This window comes from Salipiger sp. ABN3_019 (assembly GCF_056158605.1).
Map to the genome: position 1 here is coordinate 2,227,141 of NZ_JBSWTP010000009.1, position 25,523 is coordinate 2,252,663.

Consider the following 25,523-nt stretch of genomic DNA (forward strand, 5'->3'; position numbering starts at 1 on the left):
CGGTCCTATCTTCTTCTCTTTCCAAATACGCACATCTTGGGCGGGCGAAGCCGCGCGGCGGGCGTGAGGCAGAGCTGCCAGCCACTCACCGCCCTTGCCGTGGCGCCACTTCCGCCCTATGACGCCCGCGTCTGCCATGCAAGAGACCGAAGGATAGCCGATGATCCCCCGCTATGCCCGCCCCGAGATGACCGCGATCTGGGAGCCCGCCACCAAGTTTCGCATCTGGTACGAGATCGAGGCCCATGCCTGCGACGCACAGGCCGCGCTGGGGGTCATCCCCAAGGAAAACGCCGAGGCCGTCTGGAAGGCCAATGACGTCGAGTTCGACGTCGCCCGCATCGACGAGATCGAAGCCGTCACCAAGCATGACGTCATCGCCTTCCTCACCCACCTCGCCGAGCATGTGGGCAGCGAAGAGGCGCGCTTCGTGCATCAGGGCATGACCTCTTCGGATGTGCTCGACACCTGCCTCAACGTGCAGCTGGTGCGCGCCGCCGACATCCTGCTGGACGGCGTCGACAAGGTGCTGGCCGCACTGAAAAAGCGCGCTTACGAGCACAAGGACACCGTCCGCGTCGGCCGCAGCCACGGCATCCACGCCGAGCCCACCACCATGGGGCTGACCTTCGCGCGCTTCTACGCCGAGATGGACCGCAACAAGAACCGTCTCGAGAAGGCCAAATGGGAGATCGCCACCGGCGCGATCTCGGGCGCCGTCGGCACCTTCGCCAATATCGACCCGGCGGTTGAAGAGCACGTCTGCGAAAAGCTGGGCCTGCGCCCCGAGCCGATCTCGACGCAGGTGATCCCGCGCGACCGCCACGCCATGTTCTTTGCCACGCTCGGCGTCATCGCCTCCTCGATCGAGAACATCGCCATCGAGATCCGCCACATGCAGCGCACCGAGGTGCTGGAAGGCGCAGAGTTCTTCTCGATGGGCCAGAAGGGCTCGTCGGCGATGCCGCATAAAAAGAACCCGGTGCTGACCGAGAACCTCACCGGCCTCGCCCGCCTCGTGCGGATGACGGTGATCCCGGCGATGGAGAACGTGGCGCTCTGGCACGAGCGCGACATCTCGCACAGCTCGGTCGAGCGCGGCATCGGCCCGGATGCGACCATCACCCTCGATTTCGCGCTGAACCGTCTGGCCGGCGTCGTCGACAAGATGATCATCTACCCGCAGAACATGCTCGACAATATGAACAAGTTCCCGGGTCTGGTGATGTCGCAGCGCGTGCTGCTGGCGCTGACCCAAGCCGGTGTCAGCCGCGAAGACGCCTATTCCATGGTCCAGCGCAACGCGCTGAAAGTCTGGGAAGAGCGGCTTGATTTCCGCGAGCTGCTGCTGGCGGACGAAGAGGTGGTGAAAGCGCTCGGCGTCGATGGCATCAACGAAAAGTTCGACATGGGCTATCACACCAAACACGTGGACACGATCTTCCGCCGGGTGTTCGGCGAGGGCTGAGGCCCGCCCGGCTGGGGGCGCTGCCCCCGTCCGCTGACGCGGACTCCCCCGGGATATTTCGATCTAGACGAAGGGCCGGTGCGGCGCTCGCGGGAACGTGAGGTGCCGCGCCGGCCGCTTTCTTTTTGGCGGGTGGCAGAGCTGTGGTACCCTAGGGTCATTCCACACGGAGGACGAAGCATGACGATCAAGACGCTGTTGACCGCCGCCGCCCTCGTGGCAGCCCCGATGATTGCCTGGGCCGAGTGCAGCTATCACGAGCAGGCCAAGATGACCTGCGCGGAAGGCTCGGCCTATGACGCCGAGAGCGGCACCTGCAAGGTCATCTCTGGCTGAGCTTTCCGCTGGCCTCGCTTGCAGTTACCCGAAGGGGCGCCCGATCTGGGCGCCCCTTTTTGCGGCAAGCCGTGACGGGGCGGAAATGGTGCAAGCCATGAGGGTTCATTAACCTCGCTGCGCTAGGTCTGGAGCTGCCAGCCCATCCGGCCCGCGCAGGCTTTCTGATCCCGAGATACGATACCCCGACACGATGCCCCGACAAAACAACACGCCACGATAACACGACGCGATACTCAGCACCGATGTCTACTCTGCCCTCCTTGTCCGAGTCCCAAGGCCGCCCCGGCGGCCGGCCGCCGCTGTCGCGCCGCGCCAAGGCGGCGATCATCGTGCAATTCCTGCTCAACGAGGAGGCCGATGTGCCGCTCTCGGCGCTGCCCGATGATCTGCAGGCCGAGCTGACGCTGCAGCTGGGCCGCATGCGCTATATCGACCGCGCCACGCTCAACGCCGTGGTGGAGGAGTTTTCCGCCGAACTCGACGGGATCGGCCTGTCGTTTCCCGGTGACATGGCGGGGGCGCTGTCGGCGCTCGACGGCAAGATCAGCGCCCGCACCGCCGCCCGCCTGCGCAAAGAGGCCGGGGTGCGCCAGAGCGGCGATCCATGGGAACGGATCGGCGCCCTGCCCGAGGCGCGCATCGCCGAACTCGCCAGCGCCGAAGCGATCGAGGTGGCCGCCGTCATGCTGTCGAAGATCAACACCGCCAAGGCCGCCGCGGTGCTCGCGCTGATGCCCGGCGAGCAGGCCCGGCGCATCACCTATGCCGTGTCGATGACCGCCGGTGTCTCGCCCGAGGCGGTGGACCGCATCGGGCTCAGCCTCGCGGCGCAACTGGACGCGGAGCCGCCCAAGGCTTTTGCCAACCGCGCGGACGAGCGGGTTGGTGCCATCCTGAACTACGCCGCCTCGGCCAAGCGCGACGAGGTGCTCGAAGGGCTGGAGGAGACCGACAAGGATTTCGCCGAGGCCGTGCGCCGCGCCATTTTTACCTTTGCCGACATTCCCACGCGGTTGAAAAAAGTCGACGTGCCGAAGATCACCCGCGACGTGCCGCCCGAAGTGCTGACCACTGCCATCGCCGCCGCCACCTCCGAGGCCGATCTGCCCGCCGCGGAGTTTCTGCTCGAGAATATGTCGAAACGCATGGCGGGCGCGCTGCGCGAGGATGCCGCCGGGATGACCGTGAAGGGCAAGAAGGGCGAAACGGCAATGAGCACGGTGGTCACCGCCATCCGCGAGTTGGTCGCCGTGGGCGAGATCGAGCTTCGAACCGGCGAGGATGACGAAGACTAACGCGGCTCTGGAACTTGTGCCGCGCCGCGCCTCGGCCTAAATCTGCCCCTCGTAGGAACGGAGCGGGCTTTGACCAAGGGCGAGACGAATAACACCACTGCGCCGCAGGCGTCCACCAAGGACGGCGGTCCCGCGCCGGCGGGTGCCAAGACCGGCAACAAGGCGGCCAGCAAGACGGCCAGCAAGAAGCGCGGCAAACCCGCTCCCGTGCGCGGCGGCACTGCGGATTACGTCTCAGACAAGGCGCTGCGCGGCACCATCCGGCTCGCGCTGACGCTGCCGCCTGCGCTGCGCGGACGGATGATGGGAACGCTGGTGCGGCGGCTCGTGGCACCGCTCGCAGGCTACCGGGCGCGCGCAATGGCCAATCTCGAACACGTCTGGCCGGATATGCCCGAGCCCGAAAAGCGCCGCATCGCCGATCAGGTGGCCGACAACGCCGGGCGCACGATGATCGAGAATTACGACGTCGCCGGGCTTTTGGAGCGGATGAAGGACACGCCGGTGACCGGAGAAGGCGTCGCCGCGATCGAAGCCGCCCGCGCCGAGGGCCGCCCGATCCTCTTTGTCACCGGCCATTACGGCAATTTCGAAGCGCCGCGTGCCGCGCTGGTGGCGCGGGGCTGGCGCATCGGCGGGCTCTACCGGCCCATGGCCAACCCGTTCTTCAACGAGCACTATGCCGCCAATATGCACGCGCTGAGCGATCCGGTCTTTGAACAGGGCCGCCGCGGCACCATGGGGCTGCTCAAGCACATTCGCGGCGGCGGCATGGGCGTGCTGCTGTTCGACGTCTACGACAGCGCCGGAACCTCCATCGACTTTCTCGGCCAGCCCGCGCCCACGCTGACCTCTGCCGCCGAGATCGCGGTGAAGACCGGCGCGCTCTTCGTGCCCTTCTTCGGCATCCGCAAGCCCGACGGGGTTAACTTCGAGGCGGTGTTCGAAGCGCCCATCGCCCATGGTGAGCCGGTGGAGATGATGCGCGAGGTCACCCGCAGGCTGGAGGCGCGGATCGAGGCAGACCCGGGCCAGTGGTTCTGGATCCACCGCCGCTGGAAACCCAAGCGCCAGCGCAAGCGGGCCGAGAAGCGCGCACGCCAGCAAGACCAGAGCTAGTTCGCCGAGCGCGGCACTGCCTGCGCAAAAGGCTTGCCTGAGGCGGCGCCGTCGGCTCTCCTGCCCGGATATTCGAGACAGGAATTTTCCGGGAGACCCAAATGCCTTCAGCCAAGTTCTACCTTACCGCGGCGCTGATGCTCGCCGCCTGCGCCGAGACAGATAGCCCCGCAATGGATGCGCCCATGCCCGCCTCTCCGGCTGGCCCGCCCTTCATCACCTCGATGTCGCCCGACGTCAGCAGCGCGGCGATCTCGGCCTGCCAGTCGGCGCTTACAGCGCAGACCGAGGGCGGCGTCACCGTGGTCGGCGGCGAAACCTCAGAGGCGGCAACGGCGGTCTATATGCGGGTCGGCGCCAACGGGGCGCCATGGCGCTGTCTGGTCGCGCCTGACGGCAGCAACCCAGACCTGATGTTCATGGGAGATGAGGGCGCGGCCTGACTCGCAACTGGCCTCGCCGCGTGCCGGATCAGTCTTTCCAGCGCGCCGAGGCGAGAACCGGGCCGAACTGGGCTTCCTGCAGAAGCACCACAGCCGGATCATCGCCTTCGAGGGGCACGGAGGTCTCATAGGGCTCCTGCCCGTCCCAGCTGCCGATCACCTGCCAGCCGTGGGCGATATTGGTGTAGGTCACCTCGAGCCCGGCATTCTCGCCATCCTCGATCGAGACGGTCTTTTCCGGCGCATAGCGCACGAGGTGGATCACCGTTTCCGGCGGCAGCTTGGCCAGCGGCTCGGCACGGATCACCAATTGGTCGCCATCGCGCGCCACCAGAAGTTTCGCGGGCGACGCGGTTTCCGACGCGGCGCGGATCGCATCCACCACTTTCATCGGGCGCGAGCCGACCACGTCGTAGCGCCCGTTCACGATCATCTGCGGCGTGTAGAGCGAGCGGCGACCGGCGGCGCGGGCATAGCCCTTCTGGCGTTTGGTGAAGCCCGGATCGGCGAAATCATCCTTCCAGCCGATGTAATCCCAATAGTCCACGTGCAGCGCCAGCGGGATGACATCCTCGCGGTTGCTGAGCTCGGCAAGCACCGCATCGGCGGGCGGACAGGCGGCACAGCCTTGCGAGGTGAACAGCTCGACGAGAACCGGGTTGTCCTGCTGCGCCTCGGCTGCGCTGCCCGCAAGCAGCATGGCGAGAGGTGCCATCCAAGTCGTGAGTCGGTTCATCTGAGCAGTATTCCCCATGTCTGCGCCCCCATCTGGGGTACAAAACCCTCTTTGAAATAACCAATCAAGGTTTTGCGAGAGCAGGTGAAGCGTGTTTTCCGTGCATTGTATACCGTTGGATACAAAAAAACTCACGCGCCACTTGATCCAGCCCCCCCTCTGAGCCATCTACCTACTAGCGACCCATTTTTCTCCACGCAATGAGAGGGAGCCAGACATGCCTATTACAGTCGGTCAGGACACGGCCAAGACCCGCAAGACGCTTGAGGTCAACGGCAAGACAATCGCTTATTACTCGATCCCCGCAGCAGAAGAGGCCGGTCTCGGCGAGTTCTCGAAGCTTCCCGCCGCTCTGAAGGTCGTGCTGGAAAACATGCTCCGCTTCGAAGACGGCAAGACCGTCTCGGTGGAGGACATCAAGGCATTTTCGGAATGGGGCAAGCAGGGCGGCAAGAACCCTCGCGAGATCGCGTATCGTCCGGCCCGCGTGCTGATGCAGGATTTCACCGGCGTTCCCGCCGTGGTCGACCTTGCCGCCATGCGCGACGGCATCAAGGCGCTGGGTGGCGATGCGCAGAAGATCAACCCGCTCAACCCCGTGGATCTGGTCATCGACCACTCGGTGATGATCGACGAGTTCGGCAACCCGCGCGCCTTCCAGATGAACGTGGATCGCGAGTACGAGCGCAACATCGAACGCTATGAGTTCCTCAAATGGGGCCAATCGGCGTTCAACAACTTCCGCGTCGTGCCGCCGGGCACCGGCATCTGCCACCAGGTGAACCTCGAGTATCTGGCGCAGACCGTCTGGACTGATGAAGACCAGGATGGCACCGAGGTCGCCTACCCCGACACGCTGGTCGGCACCGACAGCCACACCACGATGGTCAACGGCGCCGCGGTTCTGGGCTGGGGCGTCGGCGGTATCGAGGCCGAGGCCGCGATGCTCGGCCAGCCCATCTCCATGCTGATCCCCGAGGTCGTCGGCTTCAAGCTGACCGGCGAGATGATGGAAGGCACCACCGGCACCGACCTCGTGCTGAAGGTCGTCGAAATGCTGCGCGCCAAGGGCGTGGTCGGCAAATTCGTGGAATTCTACGGCGACGGGCTCGACAATCTGCCGCTGGCGCAGCGCGCCACCATCGCCAACATGGCCCCCGAATACGGCGCCACCTGCGGCTTCTTCCCGATCGACGCCGAGACCCTGCGCTATCTCGAGCAGACCGGCCGCGACAAGGACCGCATCGCGCTGGTCGAAGCCTACGCCAAGGAAAACGGCTTCTGGCGCGACGGCGGTTATGATCCGGTCTACACCGATACGCTCGAGCTCGACATGGGCACCATCGTGCCCGCCATCTCGGGCCCGAAACGCCCGCAGGACTATATCGCGCTCGACGCCGCTGCCCCCGCCTTTGCCGAGTTCGTCGAAGGCCAGCGCAACGGCAACACCACCGAGCGGGCCGAGGCCCGTTGGGAAGCCGAGGGCGGCGCCCCCGAGCCCACCGACATCCCCGGCGACGTCGGCCACCACAAGAAGGGCTGGTACAAGACCGACGACGGCGCCTACCAGCTCCACGACGGCTCGATCGTGATCGCCTCGATCACCTCCTGCACCAACACCTCGAACCCCTATGTGATGATCGGGGCCGGTCTGGTGGCGCGCAAGGCGCGCGAGCTTGGCCTCAACCGCAAGCCGTGGGTGAAGACCTCGCTGGCACCGGGCTCGCAGGTGGTGTCGGAATACCTCGAGGCGGCCGGGCTGCAGGAAGACCTCGACGCCGTGGGCTTCAACCTCGTGGGCTATGGCTGCACCACCTGTATCGGCAACTCCGGCCCGCTGGATGCGCCGATCTCCAAGGCGATCAACGATTACGATCTGATCGCCACCTCGGTGCTCTCGGGCAACCGCAACTTCGAGGGCCGCATCTCGCCCGACGTGCGCGCCAACTACCTCGCCTCGCCGCCGCTGGTGGTGGCCTACGCGCTGGTGGGCGACATGAACGTCAACATCGCGACCGATGTCATCGGTCAGGACAAAAACGGCAACGACGTCTACCTCAAGGACATCTGGCCCTCGAATGCCGAGATCGCCGAACTGGTCGAAAAGACCGTGACCCGCGCGGCCTTCCAAGAGAAATACGCCGACGTCTTCAAGGGCGACGAGAAGTGGCAGGGCGTGGAAGTCAAAGGCGGCGAGACCTACAGCTGGCCGCCGACCTCGACCTATGTGCAGAACCCGCCCTACTTCCAAGGCATGTCCAAGGATCCGGGCGTGATCACCAATATCGAGGGCGCGCGCATCCTTGCAGTGCTCGGCGATATGATCACCACCGACCACATCTCGCCCGCCGGTTCGTTCAAGGAAAGCACCCCCGCCGGTCAGTATCTTGTCGAGCATCAGGTGCCCGTGCGCGAGTTCAACTCGTATGGCTCGCGGCGCGGCAACCACGAGGTGATGATGCGCGGCACATTCGCCAACATCCGCATCAAGAACGAGATGCTGGATGGCGTCGAGGGCGGCTACACCAAGGGCCCCGACGGCGCACAAACCTCGATCTACGAGGCCGCCATGGCCTATCAGGATCAGGGCACGCCGCTGGTGATCTTCGGCGGTGAGCTTTACGGCGCTGGCTCCTCGCGGGACTGGGCGGCCAAGGGCACGGCGCTGCTGGGCGTCAAGGCGGTGATCGCCGAAAGCTTCGAGCGCATCCACCGCTCCAACCTCGTTGGCATGGGGGTCATCCCCTTCGAGTTCACCGACGGCGACACCCGCACCACGCTGGGCCTCACCGGTGAGGAAACCGTCAGCATCGAAGGGCTCGACAGCGTCACCCCGCTGGCCGAGGTGCCCTGCACCATCACCTTCAAGGACGGCTCGACCAAGACCATCCAGCTCAAGTGCCGCATCGATACGGCGATCGAGAAGGAATATGTCGAGCACGGCGGCGTGCTGCACTACGTGCTGCGCAACCTCGCCGCCTCCTGATCGGCGCGCGGCGCGACTCGTCGCGTTTGCCTGACTGCTTTGAACCGCCCGGAGCCCATCCTTCGGGCGGTTTTGCGTTGCCCGGATGCTGCCCGCGGCGGCCGTTTCGCGCCGATCCAAGGGCTGGCTGTGACCCGAAATCCTCAACCATGCCGCTTTTCCGCGCAGAAGAATGCAATTCAGGCAAAAGACCGCGCGCATGTCGCAATCGCGACACCTGATCCGCCGCAACCTGCTGTATTCTTATCAGAAGCCCCTACCTGAGGGCAGCGACTATAAGAACGACGACTACAAAAAACGACAGCAGTGAAAAAACCATAAGGGGGTCCACCCGCAGCCATAAGCGGGGGCAGCCACCACATCTTTGAGGCAGAAGATGAAACGCACAACCATGATCCAGCTGGCGGCGCTTGTCGCCCTCGCCGTCCTTGGCGCCTATCACGGTGCGAAGGCGCAGCAATCCCCCGCCACCCCGGTCTGCAGCAGGCCCGCGCTCGAGCATCCGATGGCGCCCCTCGCAAGTGATACGAAGGGCACCTGCGAGCTCTGACGCGCCTTTGGCGACGGGGCGTGCTGCGCGGGTGTCAGGCGCTCTTTCAGGCATCAAGGGAGGGGGCGCTGCCCCCTCGGCGCTGTGCGCCTCACCCCCGGCGTATTTTTAAAGAGAAGAAGCGGGCTCAGCCGCACGCGGTGCCGGGAACAGCAGGTCGTAGAGCCAGTTGAAGACGAAGGCGTAGCCCACGTAGAACAGCGCGAAGGACATATCCATGACCAGCGCGTGCCAAAGGCTCACCCCCAGCTGCCACGCGATATAGGGCGCAAGCGCCAGCAGCAGCCCCACCTCGAAGAGCAGCGCATGCGCGATGCGCAGGCCCGGCGTCTTCTGCACGTGGCCATAGCGGCGCTGCATCCAGCGATCGAAGAGCAGATTGTAGAGGTAGTTCCAGCCCGTCGCCACGAGGCTGCAGACCAGCGCGATCAGGCCGATCTCATGGGCCGAGGCGCCAAAGGCGCTGGCGCCGAGCGGGATGATGAGGGCCAGCCCGATAAGCTCGAAGCTGAGGGCGTGGCGGATTCGGTCGAAACGGCTGCGCATGAGGGGTCTCCTTTGCCTCGGGCCGTCCCGTCTCGTGTCCCGTTTGCGGGGGAGGTCGTCCTCACTCGATCAGCGCATCTACGCCCTCCGGCGCGGCGTTTCAAGGCCGCACCAGAGAGATGGCCGCGCTCAAATGGCTCAGCCGGCTTTGCGCAATTCGGGGGCCACTTTGGTGCCCAGAACCTCAATTGCCTTGAGCATCTCGGAATGCTCGATCACCCCGATCGCCATCTGGATCGTCACCCGGTCAAACCCGAGGTCCTCGCGCAACCCGAGGATCTTGTCCACCAGCTGCGCCGGGCTGCCGACAAACATCGAGCCCTCGCGGCTCATGCTCTCGTCATATTGCGCGCGGCTCTGCGGCGGCCAGCCGCGCTCGCGGCCCAGCTGGTCCATCACCTGCTTCTGCGCCGGGAAGAAGAGATCGGCGGCGCGCTGGCTGTCCTCGCCTACAAAGCCGTGCACGTTGAGCGAGACGCGGGCCTGTTCGGCATGGCCGGTCTGCGCCGCGGCCTTGCGGTAGAGATCGGCCAGCGGCGCGAACCGCCGCGGCTGCCCGCCGATGATCGCCAGCGCCAGCGGCAGACCAAGCGCCCCGGCCCGCACCATGCTCTGCGGCGTGCCGCCCGCGGCGATCCACAGCGGCAGGCGGCCATCGCCAGTGGCGCGCGGGTAGACCCCGGCGCCCTCGACCGCGGGCGTATGGGTGGTGCCGGGCCATTTCAGCGCCTCATGCTCGTTGATCGCCATCAGCATCGACAGCTTTTCCTCGAACAGCTCGTTGTAATCGTCGAGCGCGTAGCCAAAGAGCGGGAAGCTCTCGATGAAACTGCCGCGCCCCACCATCATCTCGGCGCGCCCGCCAGTCAGATTGTCGAGCGTCGCGAACTGCTGGTAGACGCGGATCGGATCGTCCGAGCTGAGCACCGTCACCGCCGAGCTGAGCTTAATGCGCTTGGTGGTGCGCGCCGCCCCCGCCAGCACCGTCGCGGGCGAGGAGATCGCGTAATTCGGGCGGTGGTGCTCGCCGAGGCCAAAGACGTCGAGCCCGACCTGATCGGACAGTTCGATCTCTTCCATCAGGTTCTGCAGCCGCGTCTGCGCGTCGATCTTTTCGCCGGTGACCGGGTTCGTGCCCACATCGCCGAAAGTGTAGAGTCCGAGTTCCATTGCAATCTCCTTGCCTTGGCCCGGTACTTAGGGTGCGCGCGCCCGCCACGACAGCCCTGCCCGCGCACATGGGTTGTGCGTCCGGCTAAGAGAGTTGGGTGATCAGGCGGGCGCGGTCAGGCGGGCGGCAGATGCAGCTCGGCGCGTTGGCCCTGCCCGGTGCTTTGGGGCAGCTCCAATGCGCCGCCGAGCCGCTCCATCGCCGCCGCCGCAATCGCCAGCCCGAGCCCGCTGCCATCGCCGCCCGCCGTGCCGCGCACGAACCGCTCGCAGACCCGCGCGCGCAGCTCGGGCGGGATGCCCGGCCCCGCGTCCTCGACCCGCAGCACACCGCCTAGCAGCGAGATGCGCACCGTGGCGCCCTGGGGCGAGGCCTGCACCGCGTTCTCGACCAGATTGCGCAGCGCCGCATGCAGAAGGAACCCGCTGGCGCGCAGCGGCGCGGACGCGCCCTGCGGCACATCCGAGCGCAAGAGCACCCCGCGCGCCTCGGCCAGCGGCGTGAGATCGGCGCATATCTCTTCACTCAGACGGCCAAGGTCGGCATGACCCGACGCCTCGCCCGCGCTTTCCACCGCCGAAAGCTCCAGCAGTTGCCGCACCATCCGATCGGTGCGGTCGACAGAGCGTTCGATGTTCTGCAGGGCGCGCGCCCGGGTCGCCTCATCCGGTGCGATGCGGGCGATCTGCGCCTGCGTGCGCAGCCCGGCCAGCGGGGTCTTCAGCTCGTGCGCGGCGAAGGCGGTGAAATCGCGCTCCGCCTCGCGCGCCTTGGCCAGCCGCCCAAAGAGACCGTCGAGCGCCGCGCGCATGGGGCGCATCTCGGCGGGCACCGGCCCTGCGGGAAGCGGACCAAGATCGCCGGGGCTGCGCAGCCGCAGCGCTTCGGCCAGACGGTGCATGGGCGCGAGCCCGCGTCCGACGCTGACCCAGATCGCCGCCGCCAGCAGCGGCAGGATCACCGCCAGCGGCAGCAAGAGCCCCTCGATCACGCCCGACACCAGCTTGTCGCGCACCGCGAGGCTGTCGCCCACCATCACCCGCACGCCCAGCGTGGTGTTCTCCACCGTGTAGACGCGCCATGTCTCGCCATCGACGGTGGATTCCGAATAGCCGGTGCCATGGGCGGCGCTCAGCTGTGCCTGCGGTGCGCCCTCGGACTGACCCACGAGGCTGCCCTGCAGCGACCAGATCTGGCACGACAGCTGATGCGCGTAATCGCCATGCGCATCGAGCGGGATCGCCACCGGCGCGCCCTCGCCCGCCATGGCGATGCGCCGGTCAGAGAGCAGCGAAGACACCATGCGGGCGGCTTCGGCCAGCCGTGCGTCAAGCACCTGCTGCACCTGCGCGCGGGTGGAATGCTCGATCCAGAGCACCGCCGAAAACCAGATGCCGCCGGTCGCCAGCGCGAGGATCAGAAAGAGGCGCAGCCGCAGCGACACAGGCTCAGCCCCCGCGCGCCACGCGGTAGCCCAGGCCCCGCACGGTTTCGATAAAACTGCGCCCCAGCTTGGCGCGCAGGTGATGCACATGCACTTCGACCGCGTTGCTTTCGACCTCTTCCTGCCAGCCGTAGAGACGCTCTTCGAGGGCGGGTTTCGACAGGATCTGCCCCGGACGTTCCATCAGCGCATGCAGCACCGCGAACTCGCGGCGCGAGAAACTCAGCGGCACGCCCTGCAGCACGCCGCGCATCTGCGCCGGATCAAGCTCGAGCCCGTTCCAGCGCAGCACCGCCGCCGCGCGCCCGTCGGCGCGGCGCAGGATCGCCCGCAGCCGCGCCGCCAGTTCCTCAAGATCGAAGGGTTTGCCAAGATAGTCATCCGCACCGGCGTCCAGCCCCGCGATCCGGTCCCGCACTTGATCGCGCGCGGTCAGCAGCAGCACCGGCAGGTCCGAGCCGCCGCGCCGGATCTCCGACAGCAGATCGATCCCCGAGCCATCGGGCAGCATCACGTCGAGCACCATGCCCGCGAACTCCGACGCCTCCAGCGCGGCGCGGGCGTCGGCCAGCGTGCCGACCGGATCAGCGGTGAAGCCCGACAGCCCCAGCCCGACCGAGAGTCCCTCGGAAAGCACAGGGTCGTCCTCGACGATCAGGATGCGCATGAAACCTCCTTGCCTCGGCGCGTTCGCTGGTAAACCTTAAGGCTTACTTAAGCAGCAATTCATAGTCGCATCACATGACCCTTTGCCCGATGCCCCGCAAGGCGCCGATGCGCGGCGCCGCTTTTACCCCCCTTGCCTGCGCACCGCAGCCGGTGCCCGGTGCAGGCCTGCCTGTTGCTGCAACACAACAAATTGGAACCGGAGTGCGGACAAATCATACCGCCGCTCTACCTGTTTCGCGACGAGGGGTCCCGCCCGTCCGGTGCGCCTCCCCCCGCCCTTTCGTCGGAGCAGCCCTGCTGCACCGCCATCCCCAAACGAACGGAACCGCCAGATGACAGACATCCTCCGACCGCGCCGCAGTGTTATTGCCGCGCTCTCGCTCGCCACACTGGGCCTGCTTTCGGCCTGCGCCAGCACGACTTCGGTGCCCCCGACCACCCCCGGCGCCATCTCGGAAGAGACGCGGATGATGTATATGGCGGTCGACGATGGCGACATCACCGTTCCGGCGATCGAGGATAAATATCTCACCGAGGCGAAGAAGCGGCAGGTGGTCGACTATTGGTCGGACGAGAAACCCGGCACGATCATCGTCGATCCCGGCGCGCGCTGGCTCTATCAGGTGCTCGAAGGCAATAAGGCCATGCGCTATTCGGTCGCCGTGGGCGCCGAGGGCCTGAGCTTTTCGGGCACCGCCAATATCGCGCTGAAGCGCGAATGGCCCTATTGGACCCCGACCCAGAACATGATCCGCCGCGAGCCGGAAACCTATAAACCGGTGGCAAGCGGCCTGCCCGGTGGGCTCGAAAACCCGCTCGGCGCGCGGGCGCTCTATCTCTACAAGGGCGGGCGCGACACGCTTTACCGCATCCACGGCACCCCCTCGCCCTGGACCGTCGGCCACGCCACCTCGTCGGGCTGCATCCGCATGTTCAACCAAGATTCGATGCATCTTTACGAGCGCACCCCCAAGGGCACCAAAGTGATCGTGCTGACCAAGGGCCAATCCGGTCAGGGCACCGTGCCGCCGGGCACCGCCCTGCCCGCCACGGCAGCGCTTGAGGCGCCCGCCGCCCCGGCCAGCGCCACCTGAGCCTTCGGCGCGCGGCGCACGGTGGATCGCATTCGCGTGAAGCCGGCGCCGCCGCGCCAAACGCTTAAGCTCCGGTTAAGGCCGGTCACGTCTCTGGCCCGCAAGGACGGGGGTATCCCCGCCGGAAAGGAGACCACATGAGCCATAACCTCACCCGCCGTGCCGCCCTTGGCGGCGCGCTGGCCAGCGCCTCGGTGCTTGCCACGCCGGCGCTGCTGCAGGCCGGGACGCGCAACAATATCTCGAGCTTCGTGCGTCAGGACTGGCGCGACCATTTCGACGATCTGGGCAAAGCCACCATCGTCGCCGACACCGCGTCGCGCGCGCTCCACTTCTGGAACGGCGACGGCAGCGACTACCGCGTCTATCCCACCTCGGTACCGATCTCGGAAGAGCTGACCAAACGCGGCTACACCTCCATCGTGCGCAAGAAGGTCGGCCCGTCGTGGACGCCCACCGCCTCGCAGATGGAGCGCTACCCCGACTGGAAGCCCATCGGCCCTGGCCCCGATAACCCGCTGGGCACCCACGCGATGTATCTCAGCTGGCCCGCCTATATCATTCACGGCACCCATGACACGCGGAAGATCGGGCGCCCGTCGTCGGATGGCTGCATCGGCCTTTACAACGAGAAGATCGCCGAGCTTTTCCAGATCTGCCCGGTCGGCACGCAGGTGCGGGTGATCTGAGGGCGCATCTAAGTCCCGTTTCTTGCACGTCTTGTTCCCCTCGCGTGCGGACCCGCCGGAGGGCTCTTTGCGCCTCCGGCGGGGATATTTTTGCCAAGAGGAAGCCCCGGGGCGCCTACTGGATAGCGCGGATGCCGCGATAGGCCGGGCCGAAGGTGCTGTAAGCCTCGTCGAACGCGGGCACCAGCGCGGCCACCGGCTCGATCACCTCAGCGGTGGCGGGCGGGCGGATCACCTCCTCGGGGGCGGCGCCAGTGGCGGCGATGAGCCCCAGCCGCGCGGCACCGAGCGCCGCGCCGAACTCGCCCGACGCGGGCAGATGCAGCGGCGTGTCCAGCACCGTCGCAATCAGCCGCAGCCAGTAGCGCGAGCGGCTGCCGCCGCCGATCGCCAGAAGATGCGACAGATCCGCGCCAGCGCTGCGCAGCGCCTCGGCGCTGTCGCGCAGGCCGAAGGCCACGCCTTCGAGCACCGCGCGGGTCATCTCGTCGCGCCCGGTCTCGGCCCCAAGCCCGGTGAAGGCGCCGCGGATCACCGCATCATTGTGCGGCGTGCGCTCGCCCGACAGATACGGCAAAAAGCGCACCCGGCCCGGCGGCTGCAGTGTAACGCCGAGAGGCGCGGTCAGCTCGGCGGGCCGCAGCCCGGCGATGCGCGACAGCCAGTTGAGACTGTCGGTGCAGGAAAGCATCACCCCCATCTGGTACCAGCGCCCCGGCACCGCGTGGCAAAAGCTGTGCAGCGCACTTTCAGGACGCGGATGGCAGCCGTCCCGCGCCGCCAGCAGCACGCCGGAGGTGCCCAGCGAGACAAAGCCCTGCCCTTCGCCAAGCGCGCCGGTGCCGCAGGCGGCGGCGGCATTGTCGCCCGCGCCGCCCGCCACGGTGACCGGCCCGGACAGGCCCCAGCTTGCGGCGAGGTCTGTGCGCAGATCGCCCGCTTGGTCCGAGCCCTCGACCAGCCTCGGCATCTGGTCGCGGCGCATGTGACCGGCCGCCAGCAGTGCCTCGGACCAGTCGCGCCCGGCGATATCCAGCCACGAGGTGCCAGCGCTGTCGGACATATCCGCCACATGCTCGCCGGTCAGATAGAGGCTGAGAAACGCCGCTGGCAGCAGCACCTTGGCGATCCGGGAGAAGACCTCGGGCTCATGGCGCTGCACCCAGCACAGCTTGGGCGCGGTGAAGCCCGGAAAGACGATATTGCCCGAGATCGCGCGAAATTCGGACCGCGCGTCAAGCTCTGCAGCCTCGGCATGGGCGCGGGTGTCGTTCCATAAGATGCAGGGCCGCAGCACCTGATCCTCGGCATCCAGCAGCACCGCCCCATGCATATGCCCCGCAACGCCAATGCCGCGCAGCGACGGCCAGGCGGGCTCGGCGCGCAGATCGGAAACCGCGCCTTCCAGCGCCGCGATCCAGCTGGCCGGGTCTTGCTCGGACCAGCCGGGGTGGGGATGCTGCGCCTCATAGTGGCGCTCGGCGCTTGCCAGCGGCGCGCCCGCCTCATCCACCAGCAGCGCGCGCAGCCCCGAGGTCCCGAGGTCGATCCCGAGATAGGCCATGCGCTCAGTCCTTGGGCTGGGTTGCGAGATAGGTTTCCAGCGCCACCTGCGCGCCATCCGACCAGATCAGCCCCAGCCAGCGCGCAAACGCCGCGCCGAAAACATCATTGCCGGCGATCTCGCCATAGACCGCGCGCTGGCTCAGCCATGCCTCGGGCCTATCGCGCGCCTCTGCGGCGAGCGCGGTCAGCGCGCTCCAGTTCGGGTCATTGGGCTCGATCACCGTGCCGTCCTCGAAGGTGCCAAAGCAGTAGCGGCACCACAGCGCGCTTTCGAGCGCCAGCCCCTCGACCGAAGCGCCCTTGCGCAGACCGTCGGCGATCGAGGGCACGATGAACTTCGGCTGCCGGTTCGACCCGTCGAGGCAGAGGCGGCGGATGGTGTCCTTCACCGCGGTATTGCCAAAGCGCTCTTCGATGAGGTCGAGATAGGCCGGCGGGGTGAACTCGGGCACCGGCTGCACATGCGGCAGGATCTCCTCCTGCTCGACCTTGCGCAGGAAGGCGCTGACCAGCGGATGGCGCATGGCGTCATCGGCGAACTCGCAACCCATGAGCGCCCCGGCGTAGGCAATGATCGCATGGCCGCCGTTGAGGATGCGGATCTTCATCCGCTCATAGGAATGCACGTGATCGGTGAAGGTGACGCCCACTTCCTCGAGCCGTGGGCGGCCTTGCGGGAAGTTGTCCTCGAGCACCCATTGCCGGAAGGGCTCGCAGGTCACCGGCACCGGATCGTCGAGGCCGAACTCTCGCGCCAGCGCCCGCTCGCCCTCGCCCGTCGCCGGGGTGATGCGGTCGACCATGGCATTGGGAAAGGCGACGTTGGCCTCGATCCATTGCGCGAACTCCGTGTCGGAAAGCCGCGCGGTTCCGGCCACCGCGTCGCGGGTGACCTCGCCATTGCCGGGGATATTGTCGCAGCTCATCACCGTGAAGGGCGGCAGCCCCCCGGCCTTGCGCGCCTTGAGGGCGGCGACAATGGCGCCAAAGACCGTCTTGGGCGTGTCCGGCGCGGCGCCATCGGCGACAATGTCGGGATGGGTGGGATCGAAGGTGCCGGTGGTGGCATCGACGTAATAGCCGCCCTCGGTCACGGTCAGCGAGACGATCCGCGTGGCCGGATCCGACATGCGCGCGATCAGCGGGCCATTGTCGGGCGCGACCTCCACGAAATCCACCATGGCGCCGATGATCCGCGGACGCGGCCCCGAGGGATCAAGCTCGATCACCGTGGAGAGGAAATCCTGCGCCGCCAGCGCCTCGCGCATCTTGCCATCGGGCGCACGCACCCCCGCGCCGCAAATGGCCCAGTCGTGATCCAGCCCCTTGGCAAACAGATCGTCGAGATAGACCGCCTGATGCGCGCGTTGGAAATTCCCGAGCCCGACATGGACGATCCCTGCCGACAGGGCGCTGCGGTCATAGCCGGGCACGGTGATGCGCGTATCGAGCGCGCCGAGCGTGTTGGTCTGGAGTTTCATCAAAGCCTCCGTCAGCTCATCCATTGTCCGCCGTCCACGTTGTAGGTCTGGGCGACGATGTAATTGGCCTCGTCCGAGGCGAGGAAGACGGCCATGCCGGTCAGATCCTCGGCCCGTCCCATACGGCCGTAAGGCACCGCCTCGCCGACCTCGCGTTTCTTCTGGCCGAGCGGCTTGTTTTCATATTTGGCGAAGAAGGCATCGACCCCGTCCCAATGCTCGCCATCCACCACGCCGGGGGCGATGGCGTTGACGTTGATGCCGTGTTCGATGAGGTTCAGCGCCGCCGATTGCGTCAGGCTGATCACCGCCGCCTTGGAGGCGCAGTAGACCGCCACCAAGGGCTCGCCCCGGCGCCCGGCCTGACTGGCCATATTGATGATCTTCCCGCCGCCGCCGCGTTCGATCATATGTTTCGCCGCCGCCTGCATCGTAAAGAGCACCCCCGCGACGTTGATGTCGAAGACCCGCGCGTAATCCTCGCGGGTGATCTCGGTCAGCGGCGCGGCGGTGAAGAGCGCGGCGTTGTTGATCAGAATGTCGATCCGCCCGAGCCGCGCCACGGTCTCGGCCACGGCGCTGTCGATGCTGGCCTGATCGGTCACATCCATATGCACCGCCACGGCGCCATCCCCCAGCGCCGCGGCGGTGGCTTCGGCGCGGGCGAGGTCAATGTCGGCAATCGCCACTTTCGCGCCCTCGCGCAGATAGGCTTCGGCAAATGCCGCCCCGATGCCCCGCGCCGCCCCGGTGATCAGGGCGCATTTGCCCTGCAGCCGCATGCTCATACCCGCAGCCCCTGCGCGTCGAAACGGTGCAGCTTGCTCTCATCCGGGGTCAGAAAGATCGTATCGCCATGGCGCACCGGCATCTCGCCATCCACCCGCACGGTCAGCGGCTCGTCGCCCAGCCCGTGATCATGCACATGCAGGAAGGTGTCGGACCCGAGGTGCTCAGCCACGCCCACCCGGCCCTGCCACAGCCCGCTCTCGGTCGAGGCCGCCAGATGCTCGGGCCGGATGCCGATGGTCGCCACGCCGTGTTTGTCGGCCTCGGCGCCGCGGATCAGGTTCATCTTCGGCGAGCCGATGAAGCCCGCGACGAACTCGTTCTGCGGCGTGTGATACAGATCCAGCGGCGAGCCCACCTGCTCGATATTGCCCGCGCGCAGCACCACGATCTTATCGGCCATGGTCATCGCTTCGACCTGATCGTGCGTCACATAGATCATCGTCGTCTTCAGCGCGTTGTGCAGCTCGGAGATCTCCAGCCGCATGTTCACCCGCAGCGCCGCGTCGAGGTTCGACAGCGGCTCGTCGAAGAGGAACGCCGACGGCTCGCGCACGATGGCCCGCCCGATGGCGACCCGCTGGCGTTGCCCGCCCGAAAGCTGCCCCGGCCGCCGGTCGAGATAATCTGTGAGGTTGAGCGATTTCGCCGCCGCCTCGATGCGGCGGTTCTGCTCGTCCTGCGGCATCCCCGCCATCTTCATCGGAAAGGCGATGTTCTTGCGCACCGACATATGCGGATAAAGCGCGTAGCTCTGGAACACCATCGCCAGCCCGCGCTTGGCGGGGGGCATGTCGGTGGCGTCCTCGCCGTCGATGCGGATCTGGCCCGAGGTCACGTCCTCAAGCCCCGCGATCAGCCGCAGCAGCGTGGACTTGCCGCAGCCCGAGGGGCCGACGAAGACCACGAACTCGCCGTCGTTGATGGTCAGATCCAGCGGCGGGATGACGTTCACTTCGCCGAAGCTCTTGGTCACCTTGTCGAGGGTGATGCGTCCCATGTCTCTGGTCCTTCTTATTTCACCGCGCCGAAAGTCAGGCCGCGGACAAGTTGCTTCTGGCTGAACCAGCCCATGATGAGGATCGGCGCGATGGCCATGGTCGAGGCCGCCGAGAGCTTGGCGTAGAACAGGCCCTCGGGGCTGGAGTAGGAGGCGATGAAAGCCGTCAGCGGCGCCGCCTTGGCCGCCGTCAGGTTCAGCGTCCAGAACGCCTCGTTCCATGCGAGGATGATGTTGAGCAACAGGGTCGAGGCGATCCCCGGCACCGCCATCGGCGTCAGCACGTGAATGAGCTCGTTCTTCAGCGAGGCGCCATCCATCCGCGCGGCCTCGAGGATCTCGCCGGGGATTTCCTTGAAGTAGGTGTAGAGCATCCACACGATGATCGGCAGGTTGATCAGCGTCAGCACGATCACCAGACCCAGCCGCGTATCAAGCAGCCCGGCGTCGCGGAACAGCAGGTAGATCGGCACCAGCACACCGACGGGCGGCAGCATCTTGGTGCTGAGCATCCACATCAGCACGTCCTTGGTGCGCTTGCCGGGCACAAAGGCCATGGCCCAGGCCGCCGGGATGGCGATCAACAGGCCGATGACGGTCGAGCCCAGCGAAATCACCACCGAGTTCCAGAAGTGCCGGAAGTAGTTCGAGCGCTCCTGCACCGTGGCGTAGCTTTCGAAGGTCCAGTTCGAGAAGAGCACCTCGAAGGGCGTCTTGATCGCGTCGCCCTCGGATTTGAACGACAGGATCACGATCCACAGGATCGGGAAGAAAATCGCGATCCCCACGAGCCAGGCCAGAACGGTCACCACCGCCTTGCGCCGGTTTGTCACTGCGCGCGCCATCTCAGCCCCTCCCTTTCATTTTTCCTAAAATACTCCCGCCGGAGGCGTCCGCGGCCGCAGGCCGCGCTGTGCTGCGCATCGTCATCGCTCAGGCCTCCAGGTTCTTGCCGATCATCCGCATCAGGAAGATCGCCACGATATTGGCGAGGATGATCGCCACCACGCCCCCGGCAGAACCACCACCCACGTCGAATTGCAGCAGCGATTGCATGTAGATGAGGTAGGTCAGGTTGGTCGACGCCACGCCCGGACCGCCGTTGGTGGTCACCAGGATCTCGGCAAAGACCGACAGCAGGAAAATCGTCTGGATGAGGATCACCACGGTGATCGCCCGCGCCAGATGCGGCACCATGATGTAGAAGAAGCGCGACAGCGGCCCGGCGCCGTCCATCTCGGCGGCCTCCAGCTGTTCCTGGTCCAGCGACTGCAGCGCGGTCAGCAGGATCAGCGTCGCAAAGGGCAGCCATTGCCAGCTGACAATGAAGATGATCGACCCCAAAGGCGCCTGCGCGAGAAAATCATAGGGTTGCAGGCCAAAGAACTTCGCCAGATGCGCAAAGAGGCCATTCACCGGGTTCATGAACATGTTCTTCCACACCAGCGCCGAGACGGTGGGCATGACGAAGAACGGCGCGATTACCAGAATGCGGACGATGCCCTGCCCCCAGAACGGCTGGTCCATCAGCAGCGCCAGCAGCGTGCCGCCCACGGTGGTGATCAGCAGAACGCCCCCCACCAGCAGCAGCGTGTTCCACAGCGCCGCCGAGAAGGCCGGATCGGTCAGGAAGAAGCGGTAGTTGGTCCAGCCGGTGAACTCTTCCATACCCGGCATCAACAGGTTGTAGCGCAGGAACGAGAAATAGAGCGTCATCGACAGCGGGATGATCATCCAGCCCAGCAGCAGCAGAACTGCGGGCGAGATCATGAGCCGGGCGGCGGCACGCGAAGCTTTGGTGGCCATGGCCTGTCTCCCTGTGGAATGAAACCTTCCGGAGCGATGCGGCAGAGGGGGGGAGCCGTCATCTCTCCGGAAGAAGGTTGGTTCGATGCGTGACGCGGGTCCCGGTGAGGTGAGACCCCCGCTGCGGGGCGCGCTCTGGCGGCACGCTCCCGCCGCGGTCCGAACCGGTGAAGCCTCCGAAACTGTGGAGGTGGCGGGCCCCGGTCCCCGAAGGGACCTCCATCCGGAGCAGGCCCGCCCGCTTCGGGGCTTACTTGATGTAGCCGGCTTTCATCATCTCACGCTCGGTGAGCATCTGTGCCGACTGCAGCGCCTGCTCGGCAGTCACCTGCCCGGCCAGCGCGGCCGAGAACTGCTGGCCGACAGCGGTGCCGAGGCCTTGGAACTCGGGGATGGCGACGAATTGCACGCCCACATAGGGCACTTCGTCGACGGTCGGGTTCTGCGGATCGGCGGCGTTGATCGAGTCCAGCGTCATCTGTGCGAAGGGTGCCGCCTCGAGATACTCGGGGTTCTCATAAAGCGAGGTGCGGGTGCCCGGCGGTACGTTCGCCCAGCCCTCTTTCGAGGCCACGAGCTCGAGGTACTCTTTCGAGGTCGCCCATTCGACGAAGGTCTTGGCCGCGTCTTCCTTCTGGGTGCCTGCGGGGATGCCGAGGTTCCATGCCCAGAGCCAGTTGCCGCGCTTGCCAAGCCCGTTGTCCGGCGCCAGCGCAAAGCCGACCTGATCGGCGACCGAGGATTCCTCGGCGTTGGTCACGAAGGACGCCGCCACGGTGGCGTCGATCCACATGCCACATTTGCCCGACTGGAACAGCGCGAGGTTCTCGTTGAAGCCGTTCGACGACGCGCCCGGCGGGCCGTAGTTGTTCATCAGCTCGAGGTAGTCGGTCAGCGCCGCGTTCCATGCGTCGCTGTCGAACTGCGGTTTCCAGTCCATGTCGAACCAGCGCGCGCCGTAAGAGTTGGCCATGGCGGTCAGGAAGGCCATGTTCTCGCCCCAGCCCGCCTTGCCGCGCAGGCAGATGCCGTAGACTTCACCCTCCTTATCGGTCATCGCCGCCGCGGCTTCCTTGATGAAGTCCCAGGTCGGCGCCTCGGGCATTTCCAGACCGGCGGCGTCCATCAGGTCCTTGCGGTACATGACCATCGAGCTTTCGCCGTAGAACGGTGCCGCGTAGAGCGAGCCGTCGACGGTCAGACCGCCGCGGATCGCCGGCAGCAGATCGTCGGCATCATAGCTCTCGGGCATGTCGTCGAGGCTGACCAGCCAGCCGCGCTCGCCCCAGATCGGAACCTCATAGGTGCCGATGGTCATCACGTCGAACTGGCCGCCCTTGGTGGCCACGTCCTGCGTCACGCGCTGGCGCAGCACGTTCTCTTCCAGCGTCACCCACTCGACCTTGATGTCGGGGTGCTGCTCGTTGAAGGCGTCCATCAGACCCTGCATGCGGATCATGTCGCCGTTGTTCACCGTGGCAACGGTGATGGTGGTTTCGGCCATGGCCGCGGTGGAAAGCGCACCGAGCGCGCACGCGCCCATCAGCGCGCGAATGGTAACTGACATGAGAAATCCTCCCTGAATTCCGACACTGGACAATCGAGGTTGAGCAACTGCCCGCGTGCTGGGCAAAAGCTCACCCAACGACACGAGTTGAGTCAAGCCCAATTTGGCGTCAAAAGCTTTAGGAAGTGCTGAGGATTTCGGCTGCGGTCAGTTCGTCGGTAACCAAACCCTGCACCAGCCGACCTTTAAGAGCAGCGCGCAAGGCTTTGATTTTGCTCACACCTCCGGCCACGCAGATCACCGGATTCTGGTTCTGCGGCACCCGCACGCCAACCATGAACTCATTTACCGGATGCTCGAGGTAGCGGCCCTCGGAATCGAAGACATGGCCGCCCAACTCGCCTGCAGCGCCAGCGGAACGCAGGCTACTCAACTCATCGGCGGTGATGAACCCGTCCACAAACAGCGGCGCATCATCCGCCATCTGCCCGATTCCGACCACGGTGACATCCGCCTCCTTGGCCAAGGCGCGCGAGCTGACCACATGCGGCAGGCTGCGGTAGGTGGCGAACTCTTCGGCGTCGCGCGCCATCACCGGCACCGACATCGGGTAATGCGGCGCCCCGGTCTTGTCGGCGATGCGCATGATGACCTCGTAGAAGGACGCCGACCCGTCCGGCGCGACGTTGCCGATCAGCGAGACCATGCGGTGATGCCCGGCGTTGATCGTCTGCATCTGCTCGATCATCGCACGCAGCGTCCGCCCGGTGCCAAGCGCGATCAGCTGCGGCGTGGGATTGGCGAAGATGCGCTCCATTTCGGCGGCGGCAAAGGGCGCGATGGCCCGCAGCGCGTCCTGCCCGCCATCGGCGCGCGGCGCCACCCGCGCCCGCACCAGCCCGAAGCGCTGGCGCAATTGCTGTTCAAGCTCGAGACATTCGGCGATCGGGTGGTCAATGCGCACCTTCACCAGCCCCTCGGCCATGGCGCGCGCCACCAGACGCTGTGCGCGCTGGCGCGAAATCCCAAGCTCGTCGGCGATCTGATCCTGCCGCAGCCCGCCCACGTAATAGAGCCATGCGGCCCGGGCCGACATGTCCTGCGGCGAGGCTTCCCCCTCATCGATGCTGCGCAAGGCCATGATCACTCCCCCCTGATAAAAGCCTGTGGTGCAAGATGCGGAAGTTCCGCGAAACTTGCAAATTGTCGGTGCGGCAGCGCGTCCGGGTCCGCGGCAACCGCGCCCTCGGCCATATGGCTGCCGCCGGTGAACTGCCAGACCTGCATCCCCGCCGCGAGCCCCGCGGCGATGCCCGCCAGCGAGTCCTCGATCAGCAGGCAGCGCTCTGGCGCGATGCCAAACTTGCCCGCCGCGTGCAGCGGAAGATCCGGCGCGGGCTTGCCGCGCGCCACTTCCGATGCCGTCGTGATGCGGCCCGCAAACGCCTCGGTGAGGCCGGTCATTGCAAGGCTGGAGGCGACCCGCGCCGGGCTCGAGCTTGTCGCCAGCCCGTAAGGCACGCGCAACCCGCCCAGCACCTCGCGCAGATGCGGCATCACCCGCAGCCCCTCTGCCTCGAAGGCGGTCAAGAGCCGGGCGCGGTAGTCGGCCTCGAAGCCCTCGGGCAGCAGAATGCCGAATTCCTTGCGGATTTGCGCCAGAACCACCGGGTAGCTGCGGCCCAGAAAATGCCGCGAAACATAGGGGATATCGACGCTCACCCCATGTTGCGCCAGTTCGGCAACCAGCATCCGCAGCGAGATGATCTCGCTGTCCACCACCACGCCGTCAAAATCGAAAAGCACCAGCTCTATCGGCTGTGTCACGCCCGCCCCCTCGTTATGTCAACATAACGACAGAAGCCGCGCCCGGCGGCAACCGTGTAATCGAGTATTTGTGGAAAGATGAAAGCCCGCCCCAAAAGACCAAGGGCCGAGGAAGAACCCCGGCCCTTTCATCTTTCCAGAAATACTCAAGCAACGGCCTCAGCCGAGCGCCACACCCTCGCGCCCTGCCAGATCGAGGAAGAACTGCCAGGCGACCCGGCCCGAGCGCGCGCCGCGCGTGGCCTGCCATTCGATCGCCTCGGCGCGCAGGCGCTCTTCGTCGATGCTCACGCCGTGGGCCGCGCAATAGCCACGGATCATGTCGAGATATTCATCCTGCGAGCACGGATGGAAGCCCAGCCACAGACCGAAGCGGTCCGACAGCGAAACCTTCTCTTCGACCGCCTCGGAGGGGTTGATCGAGCTCGACCGCTCGTTCTCGATCATATCGCGCGGCATCAGGTGGCGGCGGTTCGAGGTGGCGTAGAACAGCACATTGTCGGGCCGCCCTTCGATGCCGCCGTCGAGCACCGCCTTGAGGCTTTTGTAGTGCTGGTCGTCATGGCTGAACGACAGATCGTCGCAGAACAGCACGAACCGATGCGGCGCGCCGCGCAGCACGTTGAGCAGGCGGCTGACCGAGGGCAGATCCTCGCGCTGCAACTCGACCAGTTTCAGCCGCTCGCCGCGCTGCAGCGCCTCGGCGTGCACCGCCTTGACGATGCTCGACTTGCCCATGCCGCGCGCGCCCCAGAGCAGCGCGTTGTTGGCGGGCAGCCCGCGGGCGAATTGCAGCGTGTTGGACAGCAGCGTGTCGCGCGAGCGGTCGATGCCCAGCAGAAGATCCAGCGCCACGCGGTTCACCTGCGCCACCGGCTCCAGCCGGTCGGGCTCGGTGTGCCACACGAAAGCGTCCGCCGCGTCCAGATCCGGAGCGGCAAGCGGCGCCGGAGCCATACGCTCCAGCGCCGCCGCGATGCGTTTCAACGCGTTACTCG

The 25,523-nt window shown here is 66.2% G+C and carries 24 protein-coding genes; 9 read left to right on the plus strand and 15 right to left on the minus strand.

Annotated features, from left to right (window positions below):
* The first annotated feature begins 160 nt into the window (after positions 1-160).
* The 5 genes from purB to ACXAD2_RS19015 all read left to right on the plus strand — a co-directional run bounded on the left by purB (position 161) and on the right by ACXAD2_RS19015 (position 4,664).
* Positions 161-1,468, plus strand: a complete 1,308-nt coding sequence (gene purB / locus ACXAD2_RS18995) for an adenylosuccinate lyase (protein ID WP_066100210.1) — start codon at positions 161-163, stop codon at positions 1,466-1,468.
* Between the two features lie 180 nt (positions 1,469-1,648).
* Complete coding sequence (locus ACXAD2_RS19000; RefSeq protein WP_475172992.1) at positions 1,649-1,804, plus strand: adenylosuccinate lyase; 156 nt, start codon at positions 1,649-1,651, stop codon at positions 1,802-1,804.
* Between the two features lie 245 nt (positions 1,805-2,049).
* Entirely contained in the window at positions 2,050-3,102 is a 1,053-nt protein-coding gene (locus ACXAD2_RS19005) for a flagellar motor switch protein FliG (protein ID WP_475172995.1), read from the plus strand.
* Between the two features lie 207 nt (positions 3,103-3,309).
* Complete coding sequence (locus ACXAD2_RS19010; RefSeq protein ID WP_475174963.1) at positions 3,310-4,221, plus strand: lysophospholipid acyltransferase family protein; 912 nt, start codon at positions 3,310-3,312, stop codon at positions 4,219-4,221.
* 101 nt (positions 4,222-4,322) lie between these two features.
* Positions 4,323-4,664 (plus strand): hypothetical protein, encoded by a 342-nt coding sequence (locus ACXAD2_RS19015; protein WP_475173000.1) that lies wholly within the window; start codon positions 4,323-4,325, stop codon positions 4,662-4,664.
* A 28-nt stretch (positions 4,665-4,692) separates the two neighbouring features.
* Here the strand turns inward: ACXAD2_RS19015 and ACXAD2_RS19020 are convergent, their stop codons facing one another.
* Positions 4,693-5,400, minus strand: a complete 708-nt coding sequence (locus ACXAD2_RS19020) for a DUF1223 domain-containing protein (protein ID WP_066106509.1) — start codon at positions 5,398-5,400, stop codon at positions 4,693-4,695.
* A gap of 217 nt (positions 5,401-5,617) precedes the next feature.
* On the opposite strand from ACXAD2_RS19020, the gene acnA reads away from it, so the two are divergent.
* Entirely contained in the window at positions 5,618-8,386 is a 2,769-nt protein-coding gene (acnA, locus tag ACXAD2_RS19025) for an aconitate hydratase AcnA (protein ID WP_475173008.1), read from the plus strand.
* 376 nt (positions 8,387-8,762) lie between these two features.
* A complete protein-coding gene (locus tag ACXAD2_RS19030; RefSeq protein ID WP_475173012.1) occupies positions 8,763-8,936 on the plus strand; it encodes a hypothetical protein in 174 nt (57 codons plus the stop codon).
* Positions 8,937-9,044: 108 nt separating this feature from the next.
* Here the strand turns inward: ACXAD2_RS19030 and ACXAD2_RS19035 are convergent, their stop codons facing one another.
* The 4 genes from ACXAD2_RS19035 to ACXAD2_RS19050 form a co-directional block, all read right to left on the minus strand.
* A complete protein-coding gene (locus ACXAD2_RS19035) occupies positions 9,045-9,482 on the minus strand; it encodes a PACE efflux transporter (RefSeq protein ID WP_475173014.1) in 438 nt (145 codons plus the stop codon).
* 138 nt (positions 9,483-9,620) lie between these two features.
* A complete protein-coding gene (locus ACXAD2_RS19040) occupies positions 9,621-10,652 on the minus strand; it encodes an LLM class flavin-dependent oxidoreductase (protein ID WP_475173017.1) in 1,032 nt (343 codons plus the stop codon).
* A gap of 116 nt (positions 10,653-10,768) precedes the next feature.
* Positions 10,769-12,097 (minus strand): ATP-binding protein, encoded by a 1,329-nt coding sequence (locus tag ACXAD2_RS19045; RefSeq protein WP_475173021.1) that lies wholly within the window; start codon positions 12,095-12,097, stop codon positions 10,769-10,771.
* 4 nt (positions 12,098-12,101) lie between these two features.
* Positions 12,102-12,764 carry a response regulator gene (locus ACXAD2_RS19050; protein WP_475173024.1) on the minus strand — a complete coding sequence of 221 codons (663 nt, stop codon included), beginning with the start codon at positions 12,762-12,764 and terminating at the stop codon, positions 12,102-12,104.
* Between the two features lie 334 nt (positions 12,765-13,098).
* Between ACXAD2_RS19050 and ACXAD2_RS19055 the strand changes: the two genes are divergently transcribed.
* Both ACXAD2_RS19055 and ACXAD2_RS19060 read left to right on the plus strand, forming a co-directional pair.
* Positions 13,099-13,860 carry a L,D-transpeptidase family protein gene (locus ACXAD2_RS19055; RefSeq protein ID WP_475173028.1) on the plus strand — a complete coding sequence of 254 codons (762 nt, stop codon included), beginning with the start codon at positions 13,099-13,101 and terminating at the stop codon, positions 13,858-13,860.
* 137 nt (positions 13,861-13,997) lie between these two features.
* On the plus strand, positions 13,998-14,549 hold the full coding sequence (locus tag ACXAD2_RS19060) for a L,D-transpeptidase (RefSeq protein ID WP_475173032.1): 552 nt from the start codon (positions 13,998-14,000) through the stop codon (positions 14,547-14,549).
* Between the two features lie 115 nt (positions 14,550-14,664).
* On the opposite strand, the gene xylB is transcribed toward ACXAD2_RS19060, so the two are convergent.
* From xylB to ACXAD2_RS19110, 10 genes are all read right to left on the minus strand, one after another.
* Entirely contained in the window at positions 14,665-16,113 is a 1,449-nt protein-coding gene (gene xylB / locus ACXAD2_RS19065; protein ID WP_475173038.1) for a xylulokinase, read from the minus strand.
* A 4-nt stretch (positions 16,114-16,117) separates the two neighbouring features.
* A complete protein-coding gene (locus ACXAD2_RS19070; RefSeq protein ID WP_475173043.1) occupies positions 16,118-17,596 on the minus strand; it encodes a mannitol dehydrogenase family protein in 1,479 nt (492 codons plus the stop codon).
* An 11-nt stretch (positions 17,597-17,607) separates the two neighbouring features.
* Positions 17,608-18,378 carry an L-iditol 2-dehydrogenase gene (locus ACXAD2_RS19075; protein WP_475174965.1) on the minus strand — a complete coding sequence of 257 codons (771 nt, stop codon included), beginning with the start codon at positions 18,376-18,378 and terminating at the stop codon, positions 17,608-17,610.
* Between the two features lie 2 nt (positions 18,379-18,380).
* Positions 18,381-19,385, minus strand: coding sequence for an ABC transporter ATP-binding protein (locus tag ACXAD2_RS19080; RefSeq protein ID WP_164181686.1), 1,005 nt, complete (start codon positions 19,383-19,385; stop codon positions 18,381-18,383).
* Between the two features lie 14 nt (positions 19,386-19,399).
* On the minus strand, positions 19,400-20,230 hold the full coding sequence (locus ACXAD2_RS19085) for a carbohydrate ABC transporter permease (RefSeq protein WP_066100257.1): 831 nt from the start codon (positions 20,228-20,230) through the stop codon (positions 19,400-19,402).
* Positions 20,231-20,318: 88 nt separating this feature from the next.
* A complete protein-coding gene (locus tag ACXAD2_RS19090; protein ID WP_066100260.1) occupies positions 20,319-21,191 on the minus strand; it encodes a carbohydrate ABC transporter permease in 873 nt (290 codons plus the stop codon).
* Positions 21,192-21,441: 250 nt separating this feature from the next.
* Complete coding sequence (locus ACXAD2_RS19095; protein ID WP_475173056.1) at positions 21,442-22,758, minus strand: ABC transporter substrate-binding protein; 1,317 nt, start codon at positions 22,756-22,758, stop codon at positions 21,442-21,444.
* Between the two features lie 118 nt (positions 22,759-22,876).
* Positions 22,877-23,839: a sugar-binding transcriptional regulator gene (locus tag ACXAD2_RS19100; protein ID WP_475173059.1), complete on the minus strand. Its 963-nt coding sequence runs from the start codon at positions 23,837-23,839 to the stop codon at positions 22,877-22,879.
* Positions 23,840-23,841: 2 nt separating this feature from the next.
* On the minus strand, positions 23,842-24,525 hold the full coding sequence (locus tag ACXAD2_RS19105) for an HAD family hydrolase (RefSeq protein ID WP_475173062.1): 684 nt from the start codon (positions 24,523-24,525) through the stop codon (positions 23,842-23,844).
* Positions 24,526-24,684: 159 nt separating this feature from the next.
* Positions 24,685-25,482: an ATP-binding protein gene (locus ACXAD2_RS19110; RefSeq protein ID WP_475174967.1), complete on the minus strand. Its 798-nt coding sequence runs from the start codon at positions 25,480-25,482 to the stop codon at positions 24,685-24,687.
* Positions 25,483-25,523 lie beyond the last annotated feature (41 nt).